Source organism: Lapillicoccus jejuensis (genome assembly GCF_006715055.1).
Classification (GTDB): domain Bacteria; phylum Actinomycetota; class Actinomycetes; order Actinomycetales; family Dermatophilaceae; genus Lapillicoccus; species Lapillicoccus jejuensis.
Genome location: NZ_VFMN01000001.1, coordinates 2,960,352 through 2,981,535 on the forward strand (window position 1 = coordinate 2,960,352; position 21,184 = coordinate 2,981,535).

Annotated in this window: 14 protein-coding genes; 7 read left to right on the forward strand and 7 right to left on the reverse strand. The window is 73.7% G+C overall.

Annotated features, from left to right (window positions below; translation table 11 throughout):
* Positions 1–2 precede the first annotated feature (2 nt).
* Entirely contained in the window at positions 3–2,099 is a 2,097-nt protein-coding gene (locus FB458_RS13785) for an alpha-1,4-glucan--maltose-1-phosphate maltosyltransferase (RefSeq protein WP_141848997.1), read from the reverse strand.
* 113 nt (positions 2,100–2,212) lie between these two features.
* Between FB458_RS13785 and FB458_RS13790 the strand changes: the two genes are divergently transcribed.
* Complete coding sequence (locus FB458_RS13790) at positions 2,213–4,798, forward strand: glycogen/starch/alpha-glucan phosphorylase (RefSeq protein ID WP_141848998.1); 2,586 nt, start codon at positions 2,213–2,215, stop codon at positions 4,796–4,798.
* On the opposite strand, the gene glgX is transcribed toward FB458_RS13790, so the two are convergent.
* Entirely contained in the window at positions 4,785–6,932 is a 2,148-nt protein-coding gene (gene glgX, locus FB458_RS13795; protein WP_141848999.1) for a glycogen debranching protein GlgX, read from the reverse strand. The genes FB458_RS13790 and glgX overlap by 14 nt on opposite strands.
* A gap of 35 nt (positions 6,933–6,967) precedes the next feature.
* Between glgX and FB458_RS13800 the strand changes: the two genes are divergently transcribed.
* Positions 6,968–7,525, forward strand: coding sequence for a hypothetical protein (locus tag FB458_RS13800; RefSeq protein ID WP_211356043.1), 558 nt, complete (start codon positions 6,968–6,970; stop codon positions 7,523–7,525).
* 11 nt (positions 7,526–7,536) lie between these two features.
* Complete coding sequence (locus FB458_RS13805) at positions 7,537–8,316, forward strand: enoyl-CoA hydratase/isomerase family protein (RefSeq protein WP_141849000.1); 780 nt, start codon at positions 7,537–7,539, stop codon at positions 8,314–8,316.
* Between the two features lie 20 nt (positions 8,317–8,336).
* On the opposite strand, the gene FB458_RS13810 is transcribed toward FB458_RS13805, so the two are convergent.
* Complete coding sequence (locus FB458_RS13810; RefSeq protein WP_141849001.1) at positions 8,337–8,936, reverse strand: hypothetical protein; 600 nt, start codon at positions 8,934–8,936, stop codon at positions 8,337–8,339.
* 155 nt (positions 8,937–9,091) lie between these two features.
* Between FB458_RS13810 and FB458_RS13815 the strand changes: the two genes are divergently transcribed.
* Both FB458_RS13815 and FB458_RS13820 read left to right on the forward strand, forming a co-directional pair.
* Positions 9,092–9,559 (forward strand): cupredoxin domain-containing protein, encoded by a 468-nt coding sequence (locus tag FB458_RS13815; RefSeq protein ID WP_141849002.1) that lies wholly within the window; start codon positions 9,092–9,094, stop codon positions 9,557–9,559.
* A gap of 2 nt (positions 9,560–9,561) precedes the next feature.
* Positions 9,562–10,893, forward strand: a complete 1,332-nt coding sequence (locus FB458_RS13820) for a hypothetical protein (protein WP_141849003.1) — start codon at positions 9,562–9,564, stop codon at positions 10,891–10,893.
* A gap of 9 nt (positions 10,894–10,902) precedes the next feature.
* Here the strand turns inward: FB458_RS13820 and FB458_RS13825 are convergent, their stop codons facing one another.
* Positions 10,903–11,214: a hypothetical protein gene (locus FB458_RS13825; RefSeq protein ID WP_141849004.1), complete on the reverse strand. Its 312-nt coding sequence runs from the start codon at positions 11,212–11,214 to the stop codon at positions 10,903–10,905.
* Positions 11,211–12,464, reverse strand: coding sequence for an MFS transporter (locus tag FB458_RS13830; protein WP_141849005.1), 1,254 nt, complete (start codon positions 12,462–12,464; stop codon positions 11,211–11,213). Before FB458_RS13830 ends, FB458_RS13825 begins: the two co-directional genes overlap by 4 nt.
* A gap of 72 nt (positions 12,465–12,536) precedes the next feature.
* Here FB458_RS13830 and FB458_RS13835 point away from each other — a divergent pair, with 72 nt between their 5' ends.
* Entirely contained in the window at positions 12,537–13,424 is an 888-nt protein-coding gene (locus tag FB458_RS13835; protein WP_141849006.1) for a LysR family transcriptional regulator, read from the forward strand.
* On the opposite strand, the gene FB458_RS13840 is transcribed toward FB458_RS13835, so the two are convergent.
* Together FB458_RS13840 and FB458_RS13845 are read right to left on the reverse strand one after the other, a co-directional pair.
* Entirely contained in the window at positions 13,421–14,599 is a 1,179-nt protein-coding gene (locus FB458_RS13840; RefSeq protein WP_141849007.1) for a sensor histidine kinase, read from the reverse strand. The genes FB458_RS13835 and FB458_RS13840 overlap by 4 nt on opposite strands.
* Before the next feature lies 1 nt (position 14,600).
* The gene (locus FB458_RS13845) at positions 14,601–15,263 is read right to left on the reverse strand and encodes a response regulator transcription factor (RefSeq protein ID WP_170185689.1); all 663 of its coding nucleotides are present in this window, start codon (positions 15,261–15,263) and stop codon (positions 14,601–14,603) included.
* A gap of 311 nt (positions 15,264–15,574) precedes the next feature.
* Between FB458_RS13845 and FB458_RS13850 the strand changes: the two genes are divergently transcribed.
* The gene (locus tag FB458_RS13850) at positions 15,575–21,136 is read left to right on the forward strand and encodes a hypothetical protein (RefSeq protein WP_141849009.1); all 5,562 of its coding nucleotides are present in this window, start codon (positions 15,575–15,577) and stop codon (positions 21,134–21,136) included.
* Positions 21,137–21,184 lie beyond the last annotated feature (48 nt).

Genomic DNA, 21,184 nt, shown 5'->3' on the forward strand with positions numbered 1-21,184 from the left:
GCTCAGGCCCCCCGCGCCGGGTCCACCGCGACGACGTGGACCGGCTCGGTCTCCGGGCCCACCCGCACGAAGACGTGCTCGCCCCAGGTCCACTGCGCCCCGGTGATCTCGTCGCGAGCGGTGAAGCGCTCGCCCCAGCCGAGACCGAGGGCCTCCATGTCGAGGTGGACGGTCGTCTCGCGGGTCGCGTGCGGGTCGAGGTTGGCGATGACGAGGACGGTGTCGACGCTGCCGTCGGGCAGCACCTCGCGCTTGGAGAACGCCATGACGTTCTCGTCGTCGGCGTGGTGCAGCGAGAGGTTGCGCAGCCGCCGCAGCGCCGGGTGCGCGCGGCGGATCTCGTTGAGGCGGGTGAGGAACGGCGCGAGGGAGCGCCCCTCCTTGACCCCACCGGCCTCGTAGTCGGCCCAGCGGCGGTCCTTGTACTCGTACTTCTCGTTGTCGACCTGCTCCTCGGCGCCGGGCCGGGCGACGTTCTCCATCAGCTCGTAGCCGGCGTAGATGCCGTAGGTCGGCGACAGCGTCGCGGCGAGCGCCGCGCGCAGCACCCAGGCGGTGGGGCCGCCGTACTGCATGTAGGGGGTGAGGATGTCGTGCGTCGTGGGCCAGAACGACGGGCGCAGGAAGTGCGCCGTGTCGCGGGACAGCTCGGTCGCGTACTCCTCGAGCTCCCACTTGAGGTTGCGCCACGCGTAGTACGTGTAGGACTGCTGGAAGCCGGCCTTGGCCAGGGCGTGCATCATCGACGGCACGGTGAAGGCCTCGGAGAGCCAGATGGTGTCCGGGTGCTCCTTCGCGACGTCGGCGATGAGCCACTGCCAGAACTGCACCGGCTTGGTGTGCGGGTTGTCGACCCGGAAGATGCGCACCCCGTGGTCGAGCCACACCTGGATGACGCGACGCACCTCGGCGTACGCCTCGGCGGGCGCGTTGTCGAAGTTGACCGGGTAGATGTCCTGGTACTTCTTCGGCGGGTTCTCGGCGTAGGCGATGGTGCCGTCGGCGCGGGTCGTGAAGAACTCCGGGTGCTCGGTCACCCACGGGTGGTCGGGGCTGCACTGGAGCGCGAGGTCGAGCGCGACCTCGAGCCCCTCGGCGCGGGCCGTGGCCACGAAGTGGTCGAAGTCCTCGAAGGTGCCGAGGTCCGGGTGGATCGCGTCGTGCCCGCCGTCCGGTGAGCCGATGGCGTACGGCGACCCGGGGTCGCCCTCCTGCGCCACGAGGGTGTTGTTGCGGCCCTTGCGGGCGGTCGTGCCGATCGGGTGGATCGGGGTGAGGTAGACGACGTCGAAGCCCATCGCGGCGACGGCGGGCAGCCGCTCCGCGGCCGTGCGCAGCGTGCCGGAGTGCCAGCGGCCGGCCTCCTCGTCGTACCGGGCGCCCTCGGACCGGGGGAACATCTCGTACCAGGAACCGAACAGCGCGCGCTCGCGCTCGACGAGCAGCGGGTAGCTCGGGGACGGGCTGACCAGCTCGCGGAACGGGTGCGCGGCGAAGAAGGCGTGCACCTCGTCGGCGACGCCGGCGTAGAGGCGCTCGGGGGCCGGTCGGCCGGTGTCGCGCAGGGTCGCCGCGAGCCCGGTCAGCAGACCGGTGTCGGTGCCGTCGCCGCCCAGCTCGGCGGCGGCGCGCTCGAACAGCCGCGCGCCCTCCTCGAGCATCAGCTCGCTGTCGATGTCGGCCTCGACCTTGATCGTGGCGTCGTGCACCCAGGTCCCGAACGGGTCGCTCCAGCCCTCGACGCGGTAGGTCCAGCGGCCGGGCCGGTCGGGGCGCACCGTGCCGCTCCACCAGCGCAGGCCCCAGTTGTCGACCGTCATGGGGAACGGGTGGTCGACCCCGTCGGGGTCGGTGAGCACGGCGGTCGCACGGACGGCGTCGTGGCCCTCGCGGAAGACCTGGGCGGCGACGGTGAAGGCCTCGCCCTCGACCGCCTTGGCCGGGCGCGTGCCCCCGTCGACGAGCGGGCGGACGTCGTCCACGGGGATCCGGCCGACCGGCCAGACCTCCGGCGGGAGGGCGTCCTGCAGCAGGGCCAGCGGGGTCGTGCTCGACGAGGCGGTCGGAGGGGCGGGTGCAGCGGCGTCGGACGCGGTCACGGGGCCGACGCTACCCGTTGTCGGGGTCCCCCGAACGGACTCGGTCCGCGGAAGGGGAGTGCCCGCTACTGTGGGCCCCCACCCCTGCGGCGCAGCGTCGCGCCCACGACCCCATGCCCCTTCCCCCTGGGCCCCTCCCCGGACCGTCCGGGCACCACGGGGACCCTGGAACGACCAAGGAGAGTCGCGTGACCACAACGCAGGTGGGCAGCCCGTCGGGCGCCCCCGCCGAGCCGCCCCGCCGTGGCCTCGGCCACGTCGCGCCCCGCCACGACGTCGAGGGCTTCGTCGGCAGCTTCATGCGTGAGCTCAACTACGGCCAGGGCGTCAGCCTGACCCGCAGCTCCCTCAACGACCGCTACCTCGCGCTGGCCCGCACCGTGCGCCACCACCTGCAGTCCCGGTGGATGGCCGCGCTGGCGCAGCAGGCCGACGACCAGGCCAAGACCGTCTGCTACCTCTCGGCCGAGTTCCTCCTCGGTCGCCAGCTCGACAACGCCATCCTCGCCAGCGACCTCGACGACGTCGTCGAGGAGGGCCTGGGCCAGCTCGGGCTGTCGCTGTCGACGCTGCGCGCGCAGGAGATCGAGCCCGGGCTCGGCAACGGCGGCCTCGGCCGGCTCGCCGCGTGCTTCATCGACTCGCTCGCGACGATGTCGGTGCCGTGCGTCGGCTACGGCATCCGCTACGAGTACGGCATCTTCCGCCAGTCCTTCGAGGACGGCTGGCAGCGCGAGGACACCGACCCGTGGCTGGCGCTGGGCAACCCGTGGGAGTTCCCGCACCCCGAGCACGCCGTGACCGTCAACTTCGGCGGCACGACGGAGCACTACGAGGACGAGGACGGCGCCACCCGCACCCGCTGGCTGCCGGACTGGGACGTCCAGGGCGTGCCCTACAACTACATGGTCCCGGGCTTCCGCAACGGCCGGGTCAACACCCTGCGGCTGTGGAGCGCCAAGGCGACCCGCGGCTTCAACCTCAACTCCTTCAACGCCGGCGACTACGTCGACGCCGTGCGCGCGGAGACCTTCGCGGAGAAGATCTCGATGGTCCTCTACCCCGAGGACTCGACGCCCCAGGGCAAGGAGCTGCGGCTGCAGCAGCAGTACTTCTTCGTCGCGTGCTCGGTGCACAACTTCATCAACCAGGTGCTGCCGAGCGACTTCGACCTGCACAAGCTGCCCGACCGGGTGATCTTCCAGCTCAACGACACCCACCCGGTCATCGCCGTCCCCGAGCTGATGCGCGTGCTCGTCGACGAGAAGGGCTTCGACTGGGACGAGGCCTGGACCATCACGCAGCAGTGCTTCGCCTACACCTGCCACACCCTGCTGCCCGAGGCCCTCGAGGAGTGGAGCATCGAGCTGATGGGGCGGCTGCTGCCGCGCCACCTCGAGATCATCCGCCGCATCGACGAGGAGTTCCGCGCCGAGGTCGCCGCCGCGTTCCCGGGTGACGAGGCGATGCCCCGCCGGATGGCCATCGTCGGCGACCACACCGTGCGGATGGCCCACCTGGCCACCGTCGCCGGCTCGAAGGTCAACGGCGTCGCCGAGCTGCACTCGCAGCTGCTGCGCGACAAGGTGCTGCCCGACTTCTCGGCGCTGTGGCCGGAGAAGTTCACCAACGTCACCAACGGCGTGACGCCGCGGCGCTTCCTGCGCCTGGCCAACCGCAACCTGTCCTCGCTCATCACCGAGGCCATCGGCCCCGGCTGGGTGACCGACCTGGATCGGCTGCGCGAGCTCGAGCCCTTCGCCGACGACCCCGCCTTCCGCGAGCGGTTCCGCGAGGTCAAGCGCCTCAACAAGGCCACCCTGGCGCGGACCCTGCAGTCCCGCAACGGGATCGAGATGCCGACGACGGGGATCGTCGACATCATGGTCAAGCGCCTGCACGAGTACAAGCGCCAGACCCTCAAGGTGCTGCACATCGTCTCGCTCTACGAGGGCGTCGTGTCGGGCCGGCTGGCCGTCGAGGACGTCACCCCGCGGGTCTTCGCCTTCGGGGCCAAGGCCGCCCCCGGGTACGCGATGGCCAAGCAGATCATCGGCCTCATCAACGCGGTCGGCGCGACGGTCAACGCCGACCCCCGTCTCGACGGCCGGCTGACCGTCGTCTTCCCGCCGAACTACGACGTCACCCTCGCCGAGAAGCTCATCCCGGCCGCCGACCTGTCCGAGCAGATCTCGCTGGCCGGCAAGGAGGCGTCCGGCACGGGCAACATGAAGCTCGCCCTCAACGGCGCCCTCACCATCGGCACCGACGACGGCGCCAACATCGAGATCCGGCGGCTCGTCGGCGACGAGAACTTCTTCCTCTTCGGCCTGCTCGAGCCGCAGGTCGAGGAGCTGCTCGCCAAGGGCTACGACCCCGCGTCGTACGCCGCCGCCGACCCGCGCCTCACGTCGGCCCTCGACCTCATCGCGTCGGGCGCCTTCACCGGCGGCGACGCGTCGGTCTTCTCGGGTCTCGTCGACAACCTCCTGCACCACGACCGCTTCCTCGCGCTCGCGGACTTCTCGGCCTACATGGAGGCGCAGGACCGGGTCGACGCGGCGTACGCCGACCCGGAGGGCTGGACCCGCTCGGCCGTGCTCAACGTCGCCCGGTGCGGCTTCTTCTCGTCGGACCGCGCGATGCGCGAGTACATCGACAAGATCTGGCACGCCCAGCCGGTCGTCACCTCGCTGTGAGGTAGACCCGCAGCGACGTCGCCGTCACCTGCTCGCGCAGGTCGGCGGCGACGTCCTGCGGGTCGCCCGGACGCTCCCACGCGGAGTCCCAGACCAGCCGGTACGACGCCCCCGCCGGCGGCCGGGGCAGCGTCAGCGTCGTGTCCTGCGCACCGCCGTGCAGGACGAGCAGGACCGACTCCTCGCCGAGCCAGGTGCCGTCGAGCAGCAGCTGCAGGGTCCGCGTCCCCGGGTCGCCCCAGGCGCCGTCGGTCATCGCCGACCCGTCGGCGCCGTACCAGGCCACGTCCTGCGCGCCGTCGTCGGCGACCGGGCGGCCCTGGAAGAAGGTGCGCTGGCGCAGCACCCGGTGCTCGCGGCGCAGCCGGGTGAGGAAGCCGGTCGTCGCCAGCAGGTCCTCCTGCCACGGCGCGAGCTCCCAGTCGAACCAGGAGATCTCGTTGTCCTGGCAGTAGGCGTTGTTGTTGCCGCGCTGGGTCCGGCCGAGCTCGTCGCCGGCGTTGAGCATCGGCACGCCCGTGCTGACCAGCAGCGTCCCCAGCAGGTTGCGCAGCGACCGCCGGCGCCGGGTGAGCACCTCCTCGTCGCGGGTCGGGCCCTCCACCCCATGGTTCCACGAGAGGTTGTGGCCCGAGCCGTCGCGGTTGCCCTCGCCGTTGGGCCCGTTGTGCTTGTGGTCGTAGGCGACGAGGTCGTGCGCGGTGAAGCCGTCGTGGGCGGTGACGTAGTTGACCGAGGCGATGGGGCCGCGGTCACGGGCGCCGAAGAGGTCCTGCGACCCGGCGAGCCGGGTGGCGAGGTCCTGCACGCCGTGGCCGGCGTGCGCCTGCGCGGCGACGTCGGTGAGCCAGAACGAGCGCACGGTGTCGCGGTAGCGGTCGTTCCACTCGCTGAAGGGCGGCGGGAACTGCCCGGTGCGCCAGCCGTGCATGCCGACGTCCCACGGCTCGGCGACGTTCTTGACCCGGGACAGGACCGGGTCCGTGCGCAGCGCGACGAGGAAGGGGTGGTCCATGTCGTAGTCGTCGTTGCGGCCCCGGGCCAGGGCGACCGCGAGGTCGAAGCGGAAACCGTCGACGTGCACCTCCTGCACCCAGTAGCGCAGCGAGTCCAGCACCATCCGCGCGACGACCGGGTGGCGCAGATCCAGGGTGTTGCCGCACCCGGTGACGTCGATGTCGTGGCCGCGCTCGTCGAGCCGGTAGTAGGTGCGAGCGTCGAGCCCGCGCCAGGCCAGCGTCGGCCCGTCGTGGCCACCGAGCTCCGCCGTGTGGTTGTAGACGACGTCGAGGATCACCTCGACGCCGGCCCGGTGCAGCTCGCGCACCATCGTCTTGACCTCGTCGAGGACGCCCTGCGGGTCGCTCGCGTGGGCGTACCCGGCGTGCGGGGCGAAGAAGCCGAGGGTGTTGTAGCCCCAGTGGTTGGTCAGCCCGCGCTGGACCAGCGCCGGTTCGCTGGTGAACGCGTGCACCGGCAGCAGCTCGACGGCGGTGACCCCGAGCCGGGTGAGGTGCTCGAGCGTCGCCTCGTGGGCTAGGCCGGCGTACGTGCCCCGCAGGTGCGCCGGCACCCCCGGCAGCCGCCGGGTCAGGTTGCGCACGTGCGTCTCGTAGAGGACCGAGTCGGTGAGCGGGTGGTGCAGGGGGCGGTCGCCCGCCCAGTCGAAGCCGTCGCCGAGGACGACGCCCCGGGGCACGTACGGCGCCGAGTCGCGCTCGTCGCGCAGCCGCGCGTCCCCGACGAGGGTGGGGCCGACGGAGTGACCGAAGACCTCCGGGCGCCAGGTGACGCGGCCCTCGATGCCGCGGGCGTAGGGGTCGAGCAGCAGCTTGGCCGGGTTGTGCCGCCATCCGCGCTCGGGGTCCCACGGGCCGTGCACCCGCACGCCGTACCGCTGGCCCTCGCCGACGCCGGGCAGCCGGCCGAACCAGAAGCCGTGCGCGCGCTCGCTGAGCGCCACGCGGCGCTCGGACTCCCCGCTGTCGTCGCCCGTCTCGAAGAGGCACACCTCGACGGCCTCGGCGTCGTCGGCGAAGATGCTCACGTCCGCCCCGGAGCCGTCGGGCAGGAGGGTCACGCCGGCCGGTGGGGGCAGGTCGCGCAGGGGCCGCGGAGGGGCGGGGGGGCGCATGGTGACCCAGCGTACGGGCGGCTAGGGTTCGGCCCATGAGCGATCCCACGAGCCTGCCGAACTTCCCGCCGCCGGCGGACGAGCACCCGCTGCGTGGCCGCGTCCTCGACGCCCTCACCGACCTCGGGCTGCGCCCCGACATCGACGCCGACGGCGACGTCTCGTTCACGATCGGCGAGCCCGCGCAGCAGCTGTTCATCCGCTGCCAGGACGGCGACTTCCCCATCATGCGGGTCTTCGGTCAGTGGATGGTCGGCGACCAGGTCCCCGACGACCACGAGCTGCGCCTGCAGCGCTGCAACGACTTCAGCCTCCAGCTCAACCTCGTCAAGGTCGGCCTCGTCGCCACCGAGACGGGGGAGAACCTCGTCGTGTCCGGCGACCACATCGTCCCCGTCGGGGTCGAGGTCGGCCCGCTCTTCCAGGTGACGGTCAACATCATCATGGAGGTCGTGCGGATGTGGCACACCTCGTTCCTGCCGCCCGAGGAGCAGGAGCGGCTGGCCCGCGAGGCCGGCCAGGTGCCGCCGACCGACCCGGCCCCGCCGCAGGACGGCTACGAGCCGCGGCACCGCCCGAGCGACGAGATCTGAGGGGCCCGGCAATGAGCGAGTTCGTGCGCCTCGAGGTCGACGGCGGGGTCGGGACCATCCGGCTCGAGCGGCCGCCGATGAACCCGCTGTCGGTGCAGGTGCAGGAGGAGATCCGCGCCGCCGCCACGGAGGCCGCCGAGCGCGCCGACGTGCGCGCGGTCGTCGTCTGGGGCGGCGAGAAGGTCTTCGCCGCGGGCGCCGACATCAAGGAGATGCAGACGATGTCCTACACGGACATGGTCGACCGCTCCGCGGCCCTGCAGTCCTCGCTGACCGCGGTCGCCCGGATCCCCAAGCCGACCGTCGCCGCGATCACCGGCTACGCCCTCGGCGGCGGCTGCGAGCTCGCGCTCGCCTGCGACTTCCGGGTCGCCGCCGACGACGCGAAGCTGGGCCAGCCGGAGATCCTGCTCGGCATCATCCCGGGCGCCGGTGGCACGCAACGGCTCTCGCGGCTCGTCGGCCCCGCCCGGGCCAAGGACCTCATCTACTCGGGTCGCTTCGTCGCCGCCGACGAGGCCCTCGCGATCGGCCTCGTCGACCGCGTCGTCCCCAAGGCCGAGGTCCACGACACCGCGGTCGCGTGGATGCGCACCTTCGCGGCCGGGCCGGCGTACGCGCTGCGGGCGGCCAAGGAGGCCGTCGACCGCGGGCTCGAGACCGACCTCGACACCGGGCTCGAGATCGAGCGGATGCTCTTCGCCGGCCTCTTCGCCACCCACGACCGCACGGCGGGCATGACCTCGTTCGTCGAGCAGGGCCCCGGCAAGGCGGTCTTCGAGGGGCGCTGACCGCCGCGGCGCCGTACGGATCAGGCCCGGGCCACGTCGGGCGGGGACGAGCGCCGGCGCAGCAGCAGCACCGGGATCCCCGCGCCGAGGACGACGAAGGCGCTGCACAGCACGACCAGCCACTGTGAGGTCGCGTTGGCCGGTCGCACGCGCTGACCGCCGTCGACCGCGGCCGGCGCCGACGGCAGCTGCACCGTCGCCGGCAGCGGGGCGGGGGAGGCGACCGCCGTGGCGGGCCCGGTGGCGTGCAGGGTGAAGCCGACGCTCTGCAGCCCGCGGGTCTTCCCGACCGCGTCCATCTCGACCTGCCAGTCCCCGGGCGTGAGCTGCGCCGTGCCGACGTAGTACCCGGGCCGCCCCGGGGCCGGGGAGACGTGCAGCGGCTGGGTGCTGCCGTCGGCGGCGCGGTAGGCGACCCCGACGACGCTCTCGCCGACGACGGCGTCGTGGTCGGGGTAGCGCACCTCGGCGACCACCGACAGCTCCGGTCCCTGCGCCTCGACGGAGAGCGTCACCGCGCTGATGAGGGCGTGGGCGGAGGCGGTCGGCAGCGCGCCGCCGACGACCGGCCCGAGGAGGGCGGCCGCCAGCACCAGGAGGACCGCGACGGCGCGACGCATCCTCCGATGGTAGGAACCCGGACGGCTGCCTGACTGCTGAATGACGGATGTCCGGAAAACCGCCCGGGCCGGTCCACGGTCGCCCTACCGTCCTGGACACCAACTGCACGCACCACGAGCGATCGGGTGCCGGACCGCCCGCCAGGAGGCGTCCCATGACCAGCACCGCCCTGCACCGACGGCACCTCCTCCTCCGGGCCGCCACGACCGTGTGCGCCCTCCTGACCGCCTGCGTGCTCGCGTCGTGCGGGAGCGGCTCGACCCCGGCCGCGGCCGACAGCACACCCTCCGCGACGCCGACGACCACCGCCGAGGCCGCCGACGTGCCGGGCAGCCCGGGCCCGTCCACCTTCACCGCCGGCAGCAAGACCCTGGCCGTCACGGTCACCGGCAGCACGGTCACCCCGGCGCCGACGACGGTCGAGCTGCCGGTCGGGCAGACCCTCGCGCTGACGGTCACCTCCGACCACGCCGACGAGGTCCACGCCCACGGCTTCGACGTGGAGAAGGAGGTCGAGGCCGGGGGCTCCGTGCTCCTCGTCCTCACGGGCGCCGAGCCGGGGGAGTACGAGGTCGATATGCACGACCCCGTCCTCACCCTGCTCAAGATCGACGTGCGCTGACCATGGCGCCGGCGCTCGCGCCGGCCCTGCTGCCCGGGCACGGCGTCGGCAACCGGCACGACCTGCCGCTGCCGTTCGGCTTCGTCGTCGTGGGCGCGGTGGTCGCCCTCGTCGTCTCCTTCGCCGCCCTCACCCTGTGGCGGGCGCGCCCGCGCGACCCCGCTCGGGCCGGCCGGCCGCTGCCGCAGGCGCTCGCCACGGTGCTCGACGCCCGTCCGGTGCGGGTCGTCCTCTCCGGCCTCGCGGTCCTGCTCGCCCTCGTCACGCTCGCCGCGCTCCTGGTCGGGTCCGACCGGCCGGACAACCCGGCGCCGTACGTCGTCTTCGTCTGGCTGTGGGTCGGCCTGCCCTTCCTCAGCCTGCTGCTCGGCCCGGTCTGGCGCGTCCTGGACCCGGTCCGACGGGTGCACGGCGCCCTCTCCCGGGCGGGCCGGGTCGACCCGGTCGCCGGCCTGCGACCGATGCCGGCGTGGGTCGGCTACCGACCCGCCGCCCTCGGCCTGCTCGCCTTCGCCTGGCTCGAGCTCGTCCAGCCGGACCGCGCGACGCGCTCGGTCCTGCTCGTCTACGTCGTCGCCTACCTGGTCCTCACCCTGGCCGTCTCGCTCGTCGCGGGACGCGCGTGGTTCCGCACCGGCGACGCCTTCGGTGTCCTCTCCGAGCTGTACGGCGCCCTCGCCGTCGTCGGCCGCCGCGCCGACGGGCGCTGGGTGGCGCGCGGCCCGGTCGCCGGCGCGGCGGGGATCCCGCGCGCCCCGGGGCTGCTGGTGACCGTCGCCGTCCTGCTCGGCACGACGGCGTACGACGGCGTGCAGGGGCAGCTCGCGTGGACCAGCGCCGTGCAGTCGTCCCCGTCGCCGCTGCTGTGGCAGGCGGGCGGGCTGATGGCGGTCATCGCGCTCGTGGCCGCCACCGCCGGTGGTGCCGGTGCGGTCTCCGCCCGGGTGGCGGGCCGGCCGGTGCGCGGGGTCCCGACCGCGTTCGCGACCTCGCTCGTGCCCGTCGCCGCGGGGTACGTCGTCGCGCACTACTGGTCGCTGCTCGTCTACGGCGGGCAGGTGACCTGGACCCTGCTCAGTGATCCGCTCGGAACGGGCGCCGATCTGCTCGGGGTGGCCGGGTGGACGCCGTCGACGGCGCTGATCCAGCCGGGGGCGACGGCCGTCGTGCAGGTCGTCGCCATCGTCACCGGTCACGTCGTCGGGCTCGTCGTCGCGCACGACGTGGCGGTCCGGCTCTTCCCGCGCCGGGCCGCCGTCCTCGGCCAGGTCCCGGTGCTCGTCGTCATGGTCGGCTACACCGTCGCCGGGCTCCTGCTGCTGTTCGCGGCGTGAGCCGGCCGGTCACCGCCCGTGGGCTGGCCCCGGCTCACGACGCGCCCCCCGGGTCCAGCCCGGCTGGAACCACTGCCCGGCGAGGTTGCCGGCGATGAGGGTGGAGGTCTGCGGGTCGAGCAGGAGCACGTCGCTGTGCTCGACCAGGGCCAGGACGGCCGACGCGTCCTGCGTCGCCAGCGGCAGGGTGCGCCGTTCGCCGTCCTCGGTGACGACGAGCAGCTCGAACGTCCCCGGACCGTCCGGCCGGTCCGGGGGGCCGGGGGTCCAGTTGGCGTTCACGTAGTCGACCCGCAGGGTGTCGGTGCTGGCTCCGCTCATGAGCCACCCTCGCGCGCGCAGGAGCGCGCCGCCACCGGAGGGGTCGCGCGTGGGGCACGTCGGCGTCCGAGGGTGGGCGTCACGACCGCGGTGACGACGAGGACGACGCCGGCGGTCCCGAGGGTCGCCACCGGGCCCACGCCGCCCACCACGGACCCCCCGACGAACGAGCCGAGCGAGCCGGTGGCCTGGACGAGGGCCGACTGGCCGGCCAGGAGCGCTCGACGGTCGGCACCCCTGCTGCTGCGCACGACCTGGGCCGTGACCCCGGCGTTGCCGACCGCGATCCCCACGCCCGACGTGGCAGCGGCCGCCGCGAGGACGGCGGTGCCCGACGGCGTCCCCGTGGTCAGGCCGATCGTCACCCAGGCGAGCCCCGTCACGCCCCAGGCGGTCGCGACGGCGGGCAGTGGAGCCACGCGGCGCAGCAACGGCAAGGTCAGCAGCGCACCCGCGACGGAGCCGGCTCCGTACCCCGTCAACCCGACGGCGAGGACGGTGCCGGGCCGCCCCTGCCGCACCCCGAGGACGGTCAGCCCGATCGTGAAGGAGAACCACAGCAGGCAGCCCGTCCCACGGACCACCCAGCCGGCGAGCACGTCCGGTCGCTCCCGCAGCAGCGGGCGGACGCGGGGCGGGGGACCGGCCCCGACCGGCCCCGGGGTAGCCGGTCGCACCGACGCCACGAGCGCGGCGGCGGCCACCCCGGCGCCGACCTCACCCCAGAGGAGGACGACGGCGTGGCCGGCGGTGACCCCGAGCCCGCCGAGGACGGGCCCGAGGACCATCCCGATCCGGCGGCCGAGCTCCCGGGCGCTCAGGAGACCGACCGCGCGGTCCACGCCGGGCAGCCCGTCCCCGAGGTCCGCGACGAGGGCGTCGCGGCCCGGATCCGTCAGCGCCTGGGCGCTGCCGAGCACCAGGCCGCCCACGACCAGCGGCCACCACGCGCGGGCGTGCGTCGTCGCCCAGGTCGCCACGACGACCTGACCGCCGGTCCCGACGAGGGAGCACGCGGCCAGCCGGCGCCCGTCGGACAGGTGATGTCGCAGACGGCGGGCCCACCACGGGGAGAGGAGGACCGGCACCCCCGTGACCCCGGCGACGACGCCGGTCGCCGCGGTGGACCCGGTCCCGGTGAGGACGAGCAGGGGGAGGGCGACCTGCGAGACCCGGAAGGCCAGGTCGGTGAGGGTGACCCCCGTGAGGACCAGGGCCGCGTCCCGCGCCGGCCCGCCTGACGTGTCCACCGCTCCAGCGTCGCGTCCAGCGGTCCGGGTCGGTAGCCGTCGACCGGGGATGTCTGCTCAGAGGATCGCCGGATGGACTACCTGCCCGATCCCGATGAGCTCCGGCTGGTCGTCGCGGTCGACGAGCTCGGTTCCGTCGGGGCCGCCGCGCGATCGCTGGGGCTGGCGCAGCCGTCGGCGAGCGCACGGCTGGCCCGCCTCGAGCGACTCGTCGGGACACCGCTGTTCGAGCGCGACACCCGAGGGGCCAGGGCCACCGACGCCGGTCGGGTGCTGGCCGACCGGGCGCGATCCGTCCTCGCCCACCTGGGGTGGGCCGTCGAGGCGGCCCGTGACGCCGCGGACGGGCGGCGGCTCCGGGTCGGCACCGTGGCGAGCCTCGCCGCGCAGGTGCTCCCCGTGCTGGACGAGGCCGCCGGGTCCCAGGTCGACACCGTCGTCGACCACGGGTCGATCCTCCTGTCCGCGCTCGCGGACGGCGCGCTCGACGCCGCGGTGGTGGCCGTCGCCGGGAGACCGGGTCCGGCGGCCGCGCACCTGCGCCGCCACCGGGTGGGCGACGACGCCCTGCGGGCCCTGCTGCCCCGCGGGGTCCGTCCTGGCCGGGGTGCCCGTCCCTGGCGGGACCTCGACGTGGTGCTGGCCACGTACGACGGGTCGGCGGCGCCCTTCGCGGTGACGCTGGCGGCGCACGTCGCGCGGGTGCAGGTCGTCGCCACCATCCCGGCGGCCGTGGCGCTGGCCCGGCGGCGTGGCTGTGCCGCCGTGGTCCCGACCTCGGGTCTGCTCGAGGGGCCGCGCCCCGGCGAACGCCTCGACGACCCGCCACTGCGCCACCGGTGCCGCCTCGACCTCGTCCTGCCCCGCCACCCGGACGCACGGCTCGCCGGCCTCGCTCCCGTCCTGGCGCGCGAGCTCGGTCTCAGCACGGACCGGGGCTCGGTGACCCCTCGACGCTAGGTCGCGTGAGGGGCGGGGACCGGTCGACCGTGCTCGACGGTGACGACCCGGGGGCCGACCCCGGTCGCGGCCAGCGGGACCGGGTGCGCGCTGGTCGCGTGGTCGGGCGCCGGGACGCGGATGTGCACGAACACCCCGCCCTCGGGGGCCTCGTCGACGACGAGCCGGCCGCCCCGGGCCACCGCGACGCTGCGCACGATGCCGAGGCCGAGACCGGTCTGCGAGCGTTCGTCGGCCTCGAGGGGGTCGGTGAACCCGGCGGTCGCCCCGGCCTCGGTGAGCGCCGCGCGGCGGTCGGCGCCGATGCCGCGCCCCGCGTCGGCGACGCCGACGACGAGCCCGCCCTGGGCGTCGCGCCCGGTGTGCACGCGGACGACCTGGCCCGGCTCGGTGTAGCGCACCGCGTTCTCGACGAGCGTGTCGAGGACGACGCGCAGCCGCTCCGCCGAGCCGACGGCCTCGCCGGCGCCGACGTCGAGGACCCACTCGCGGTCGGTCACCCCCGCCCAGCGGCGCAGCACCTCGCGGGCGACGGCGTCGACGTCGACCAGCTCGAGGCCGTCGTCGCCCTGGAGCCGGATGAGGCGCAGCAGCCGCTCCGAAGTGCGCGAGATCCGCTCGACCTCGTCGCGCACGATGTCGAGGTCGGCCACCCGGGCCGGGTCGCTCTCGCTCTCGCGCAGCAGGCGCAGGTAGCCGGTGCTGATGGTGAGCGGCGAGCGCAGCTCGTGCGAGGTGAGCCGGGTCAGCAGGACCTGGTCGGCCACGCGCTGCAGCTCGCGCTGGGCGAGCTCGGTCGACGTGGTGAGGGCGTCCTGGCGGCGGCGCACGTTCCAGACCAGCAGCCCCATGAGGAGGCTCATGAGCGGGATCTCGGCGGTCTCCTGCCAGGCGAGGACCCCCTCCGAGACCCGCAGGACGAGGATGCCGCCGGTCAGCAGCGTGAACCCGGCGAGGGCCGCCCAGGTCTGGGTCCGTGACCACACCCGGGCGCCGAAGGCGAGCGCGAAGGCGGCCCAGGCGATGTGGTACGGGATCGTCTCGTCGCCCGGCAGGTTGTACATGACGATGCTGCAGACGAGCGCGAGGACGAGCCACGCGACGTACGTGCTGCGGGCCATGCGCTGCAGCGGCTCGTGCCGGTGCAGGTGGCGGCCGCCGGTGCCGGGGCGCACGTCAGGCCCCCACGAAGCAGTAGCCGACGCCGCGCACGGTCTCCATCGGCAGCCCGAGGACCTTGAGGCGCAACCGGCGGATGTTGACGTCGACGAGGTTGGTCCCGGGGTCGAAGTCGAGCCCCCAGACCGAGCGGAGCAGCTCCTCCCGGGTGCACACGTCGCCGCGGCGGCGCATGAGGTGGGCGAGCAGGGCGGCCTCGCGCTCGGCGAGCGCCCGGGTCCCCCCGGGACCCTCGACGGTGCGGCGGGACAGGTCGAGGCGCAGTCCGCCGGCCTCGACGTACCGGCCCGTCGGTGCGGTCCCGTGGTCGAGGTGCCGGCGGATCCGGGCGTGCAGCTCGACGGGGTCGAAGGGCTTGCCGACGACGTCGATGGCACCCCGGTCGAGCGCCTGCACCCGGACGGCGACGTCGGTCACCCCGGACACGACGATGACCGGGACCTGCGGGTGCTCGCGGCGCAGCCGGTCGAGCAGCGGCAGGCCGCTGTGCGGGCCGAGGACGAGGTCGAGCAGGACGAGGTCGACCTGTTGGGCGGCCAGGGCCGAGAGCGCCTGCTCCGGCCCGCCCGCGGGCACGACCGAGAACCCCTGCTGCCCCAGGATGCGCTGCAGCAGCGTGCGCATCCGAGCTTCGTCGTCGACGACCAGTATCGAGTCCACCCGAGATCCTTCGTATCCGGCCTTCACCCCAGTCCCAGCCCGTTCGCAGTATGCGGTTCCGCGGGGGGCGCTGCTGGGAGTTTCCGGGAAAGTTCGCATTGCGAGCAGTTCGACGCGAATGCCCGGATCGGTCGTGCGGTGAGGCATTCGTCCAGGCCCCTGACCAGGCTCGATGACAGGTCGGTGACACCGGGGTGACAGCGCGATGAGAGATGGCCGCACTCGACGACACACGGGTGGCTGCGCGACGCAACCTGTGCGTCGCCAGCCGGTCCGGGCTGGCCCGTGCTCGTCGATGGGGGTCCACCGCCATGTCCGGTGCCGCTGCGGTCCGTCGCTCCACCCGTCCGCGCCGTCTGGTCGCGGCCCTGCTCGGCACCACCCTGGCCGTCCTCGGGGGCGCAGGGGCGTCCCTCGCGTCCGCGGCCCCGTCCCTGTCCTCCGCGCCGACGGTGGCCCCGGCGGCCGCCGCCGCGCCCCGGACCCCCGGCTCCGTCACCCTCACCGTGCTCTCGCTCAAGACGATGGCCGGCGACCCGAGCGCGACGCCGCCGCGGCCCGCCGCCGTCGCCGGCCAGCCGATCGGCGAGGGCTACCACTGGATGGTCAACGAGGACGACACGGGCGACCCCGGGACCGCCGCCGCCCGCGGCACCCAGGCCTGCCTGCCGCACCAGGCCCCCGGCGGGGCCGTGTCGTCCGGGGCCGACCTCGTCACGGACTGCCCCTGGCCGAGCATCCGCGCCACCAACGGCTGGGCCAAGGTCGTCGCGCAGGGCACCGAGGCCGACCTCGACGCGAGCAAGGCCCTCTCGCTGCCCGGTGGCAAGTACCTCATCTCGGTGACCGCCGACGGCTTCAAGATCGCCGGGGCGCACTTCACCGTCGACGGCGGGTCGACGCCCCAGCCCGTCAACGTCCGCATGCTGCCGACCCCGCTGCCGCTCGCGACCCTCAAGATCCAGGTCTTCGACGACCTCGCACCGGTCGACGCGACCTACGAGGCCGACGCCGAGCCGGGCCTGCCCGGGTTCGTCGCGTCGCTGAGCGACGTCTTCGGCCGGGTGAGCACCGACTACTACGGCAACCCGCTCTGCACGCCGTACCTCATCGACCCCACGACCCACGGCCTGCAGTACGACGCCCACGACCGTCCCGTCGTCGACGCCGCCCACGACACCGGCCGGTGCACCAGCGACGCCCAGGGCGTCATCACCATCCCCAACCTCGGGGAGGACCGGTACGCCGCCCTCGTCTCCCCGCCGGTCGGTCAGCAGTCGCAGTGGGCCGAGACGACCACCCTCGAGGGCGGTCACGACACCGACATCTGGGTCCAGGCCGGCGACTCCGGGCTCGACAACGAGGTGATGAAGGGCGCCGAGCCGGTGCCCGCCACCCAGTTCGGGTTCGTCCGGATCGGCAGCACCCTCAAGGCGGGTGCCACCGGACACGTCAAGGGTCACGTCAGCGCGCAGCTTCCCTACATCGCCGGCTCCGGCGGCCAGCCCGGCCCGGCCGAGGGCATCGCGGTCGGCGCCAAGCTCGGCACGCCGATCAGGAACCCGTGGGTCGCGCTGTCGGACCTCAACAACGGCGACCAGCAGGTCTACGTCGGCTCCGGCAACGCCGACGGCACCTTCGACATCGCCGGGGTGCCCGACGGCAGCTACCAGCTGACCGCGTGGGACCTCGACCAGGACTACATCCTCAACAGCATCAACGTCGCCGTCGAGGGCGGGCAGGCGGTCGACGTCGGCCTCGTGCCGCTCACCGGCTGGTTCACCCACGTCTACGGGACCGTCTACGTCGACAGCAACGGCAACGGCAAGCAGGACCCGGGCGAGCCCGGCGTCCCGCAGTTCCCGCTCACCGTCCGCGAGCGCGACAACTCGACGATGGACCAGGGCATGAACGCCGTGACGACGGACGACCAGGGCCACTACGACATCCGCGAGACCTACCCGCTCGGCAAGTTCCTCGTCCTCGAGGCCTTCGACACCCGCTACCGCACGTCGGGGATCACCTACCAGGGCGAGAACGACCCGAAGCCCACGACCATCCAGGGCGGCCTCGTCGACTTCGACTTCCTGCCGATCATCGGTCTCGGCGGCAAGGTCGACTGGGGCGTCACCCCGTTCGCCAAGACGGAGAACGGCGGCATCGCCGGCACCGTCACCTACGACACCACCCGCAACGAGCTCGACCCCAAGGACGCCGTGACCGAGGCCTACCAGCCCGGCATCCCCGGCCTCCAGGTCGACCTGTTCAAGCCGGTGCCGTGCCCCGCCGACGGCAGCGCCGCCTGCTCGGCCGACGGCAGGTACGAGATCGGTGCCGACGGCGCCTACGTGCGGTCCACGACCACGCCGCTGCAGACCTACACGACCGAGGGGTGGAACGCGCCGAAGGGGTGCACCGCCCGGATGTGGAACGGGGTGCCGCTGTCGACGACCGACCAGCAGGCCCTGCCCGACCCGCAGGGTGACGGCTCGATCACCTGCCTCGAGGCGCCGATGGCCGGCGTCGCGATGGGTGCCGGTGACGCCTCCGACCCGACCGACGCCTCGACCGCCGTCAACGGCAACTACGGCTTCGGCGGTCTCGACGCCGGCGACTACATCGTCAGCGTCGAGATCCCGGACGACCCCAGCGGCCCGAGGACGCCGATGTACAAGGTCACCTCCGAGGAGGACGTCAACGTCTTCACCGGTGACGACTACGTCGCCCAGCAGGACTACGCGAACGCGACGCGCGGTGGCGGCCACACGGCCGACCCGCCGAACGCGACCGCGCTGCCCTCGCAGCCGCCGTCGCAGCAGGCCGGCATCATGTCCTCCTGCGTGGGCAGGACCCACCAGGTCCACGTCACCGACCCGGACTTCCTCAACGCCGGCGGCAGCCCCTTCGAGGGCCAGGAGCGCCCGTCCTGCCAGGACAAGCTCGTCACCGTCCGCAACGGCCAGACCGTCGCCCCGAACTTCAACCTCTTCACGACGGTGCCGATGCCGACGCACTTCTGGGGGCTGACCCTCAACGACCTCGGCCTGTCCCTGGACCGCACGAGCGCCAACTACGGCGAGGCGCAGGGCATGCCCTACGTCCCGGTCGGCCTGTACGACTTCGCCGGCAACCTCGTCGACACGACGCACACCGACTACAACGGTCTGTACGAGGCCCTCGAGCCCTCGACCGGCAGCTACAACTGCCCGGTCCCCGCAGGTCCCTGCCCAGGCATGTACCGCTTCGTCGGCAACGACCCGGGTGGTCAGGCCGGGCCGGACGTCCCGGCGACGCCGAACCCGGACTACAACCCGCGGTTCCGCACCATCGCGGCCAACTTCCAGGCCTGGCCCGGTCTCTACACCGTGACGGACGAGGCGCCGACCCAGGTCGCCTCGACCGTCCTCCTGCCCGACACCACCCCGGCCGGCATCACCGCCTGCGACCTGCCGACGTCGTACCCGCAGCTGTTCTCCGTCGACAAGCCGGTCGTCGCCCTCGGTGGGGCCACGGCCACCACCGACGCCGTCCGCACGGTGACGGTCAAGGGCCTGCACCTCGGGAGCACGCCGGGCACCGTCACCCTCACCGACACGACGGTCGCCACCCCGGTCCCGGTCACCGCGACCGTCGTCCCGGGCTCGTGGTCCGACACCCAGCTCTCCTTCGTCGTGCCGGCCACCGCCACCCCGGCGGACCCGCTGCAGCTGACGATCACCCGCTCCGGAGCCGGCGGGGCGTCCACCGTCAACGGTCTCACCCTCCAGACGGTGCGCACGACGACCGGCGCCGGTACGGCGGCGGGCAACCCGAAGGTCTACGCCGTCGGCACGGCCGCCGGCCAGTACCGCACCATCCAGTCCGCGGTCACCGCCGCGGAGAAGGCCCTCGGGACGGCGCCGTACGCCCTCGTCGTGGTCTACCCGGGGGCGCAGACCGCCCTGACCCCGCGCGGCGAGTACAACGAGAACGTCATCGTCGACAGCCGGATCCACGTCCAGGGCGTCGGTCCGGGCGGCTTCCAGGGCTCCACCTGGGTGCCCGGCTCGATCATCGACGGCTCCGGGTTCAGCCCCGACAACGCGCAGGGCACCGCCTGGCTCAACACGCTGGCGAGCGAGCCGGCCTACCAGGGTGACCCGGCCGTCCCGGACGCCGCCGTCGTGACCTTCCTGGCCCCCGCGCGCGACACGTCCCGCGCCAACGCCGGCTGGCGCGCCAGCCTCGACGGTTTCCAGGTCACGGGCGGCATCCAGAGCGACACGATCATCGCGCCCGACGCGGTGACCGGGGCCAACACGACGCCGTACGGCGCCGCGGGGGCGCTGGTGACCCAGGGTGGTGGCGTCTACGTCCACGCGGGCGTCAACGGCCTGCGGCTCACCGACAACCTCGTCACCGGCAACGGCGGTTCGTACGGCGGCGGCATCCGCGTCGGCACGCCGTACGTGCCCGGCAACCACAACTACGGCGTCGTCATCGCGCACAACCAGGTGCGCGACAACGGCGGCACCAACCTCGCCGGCGGCATCGGGCTCTTCCAGGGCTCGAACGGCTACTCCGTCACCGACAACACCATCTGCGGCAACCACTCCTCGGAGTACGGCGGCGGCCTGACCGCCTTCGGCTACATGGGCTCGACCGCGAGGACGCCGGCCAACAACGGCGACGTCGTGACCGGCTTCTCCGGGTCCGCCCAGGGCGGCGAGATCCGCCGCAACCGGATCTGGTTCAACCAGTCCTACGACGAGGGCGGCGGCGTGATGATCGCCGGCGAGCTGCCGGCGACGCCCGACGCGGTCAGCCCCGGCTCGGGCCCGGTCGTCATCGACCGGAACACGATCGAGGCCAATCTCGCCAACGACGACGGCGGTGGCATCCGGCTCCTGCAGGTGTCCGGGTCCAGCACCCGGCCCGGCAACCTCGGGCGGATCAGCATCACGGACGACACCGTCGTGGACAACGTCTCCGCCCACGAGGGCGGCGGCATCTCCCTCGACGACGCCCTGTTCGTCGACGTCGTCGACACCACCGTGGCGAAGAACATCACCACGGCGACGGCGGTGACGAGCGACGGCACTCCCGCCGCGGCCGGCCTGACCACGGGCGCGGTGAGCGTCCCGCTCCAGGCCTCGGTCGACAGGGCCTTCGCCGGCCCGCGCACCTTCCGCAGCCTCACCACGGGGAGGACCACGGTCCAGTACACGACCAACGACAGGCTGGTCTCGACCCGGAGGTACTCGGGCGACCTCGGCCAGCCGACGTCGAACTGGCTCGGCTTCGGCAGCCCGACGCTGCTCGACGACGTGTTCTACGACAACCGGGCCGGCACCTGGTCCGGCGGCAAGGTGTGGGGCATCACCAGCGGCGACCCCGCCGACCCGGTCGACACCTGGGACCTGCAGGTCGTCGACCAGGCCGCAGGAGCCACGGCCGCGACGCGGCTGACGGCGACGGGCACGGTCCTCGACGACGCCGTCCACTCGCCGAGCTACCTCTCCGGGGCGAGCACGGTGACGCAGACGACGACGAGCCCGTTCGCCGGCGACTACACCGTGGGCGTCCACATCCTCACCAACCGGGCCAACCCGCAGTTCCGGATGGCGTCGGTGGTCACGGCCAACCTCGACCTGACGACGCTCGGCGACTACCACCTCTCCGGCCCGGGCTCACCGGCCGTCGGCCAGGGCAAGGCCTCGGTCCCCGTCCGGTGGGGCGACGAACCGTCGACGGTCCCCGGCAGCACTCCGGCGACCGGGACCCCGTCCTCGGTGGCCTACACGGTGTCCGCCGCCCCGGTCGACGTCGACGGCGACCGCCGGCCGAGCACCGGGACGACGCGGTACGACGCCGGCTCGGACCAGCTGCCGTGACCGGCCCGGCCGGGTCCGTCACCCGGGAACAGACCTCCAGCAACGACC

Excerpts from the sequence above, each read along its gene's own strand:
- FB458_RS13835 (WP_141849006.1), top strand. The coding sequence starts at position 12,537 with ATGGACTACCTGCCCGATCCCGATGAGCTCCGGCTGGTCGTCGCGGTC.
- glgX (WP_141848999.1), bottom strand. The coding sequence starts at position 6,932 with ATGCGCCCCCCCGCCCCTCCGCGGCCCCTGCGCGACCTGCCCCCACCG.
- FB458_RS13815 (WP_141849002.1), top strand. The coding sequence starts at position 9,092 with ATGACCAGCACCGCCCTGCACCGACGGCACCTCCTCCTCCGGGCCGCC.
- FB458_RS13810 (WP_141849001.1), bottom strand. The coding sequence starts at position 8,936 with ATGCGTCGCGCCGTCGCGGTCCTCCTGGTGCTGGCGGCCGCCCTCCTC.
- FB458_RS13850 (WP_141849009.1), top strand. The coding sequence starts at position 15,575 with ATGTCCGGTGCCGCTGCGGTCCGTCGCTCCACCCGTCCGCGCCGTCTG.
- FB458_RS13825 (WP_141849004.1), bottom strand. The coding sequence starts at position 11,214 with ATGAGCGGAGCCAGCACCGACACCCTGCGGGTCGACTACGTGAACGCC.
- FB458_RS13800 (WP_211356043.1), top strand. The coding sequence starts at position 6,968 with ATGAGCGATCCCACGAGCCTGCCGAACTTCCCGCCGCCGGCGGACGAG.
- FB458_RS13790 (WP_141848998.1), top strand. The coding sequence starts at position 2,213 with ATGCCCCTTCCCCCTGGGCCCCTCCCCGGACCGTCCGGGCACCACGGG.
- FB458_RS13805 (WP_141849000.1), top strand. The coding sequence starts at position 7,537 with ATGAGCGAGTTCGTGCGCCTCGAGGTCGACGGCGGGGTCGGGACCATC.
- FB458_RS13820 (WP_141849003.1), top strand. The coding sequence starts at position 9,562 with ATGGCGCCGGCGCTCGCGCCGGCCCTGCTGCCCGGGCACGGCGTCGGC.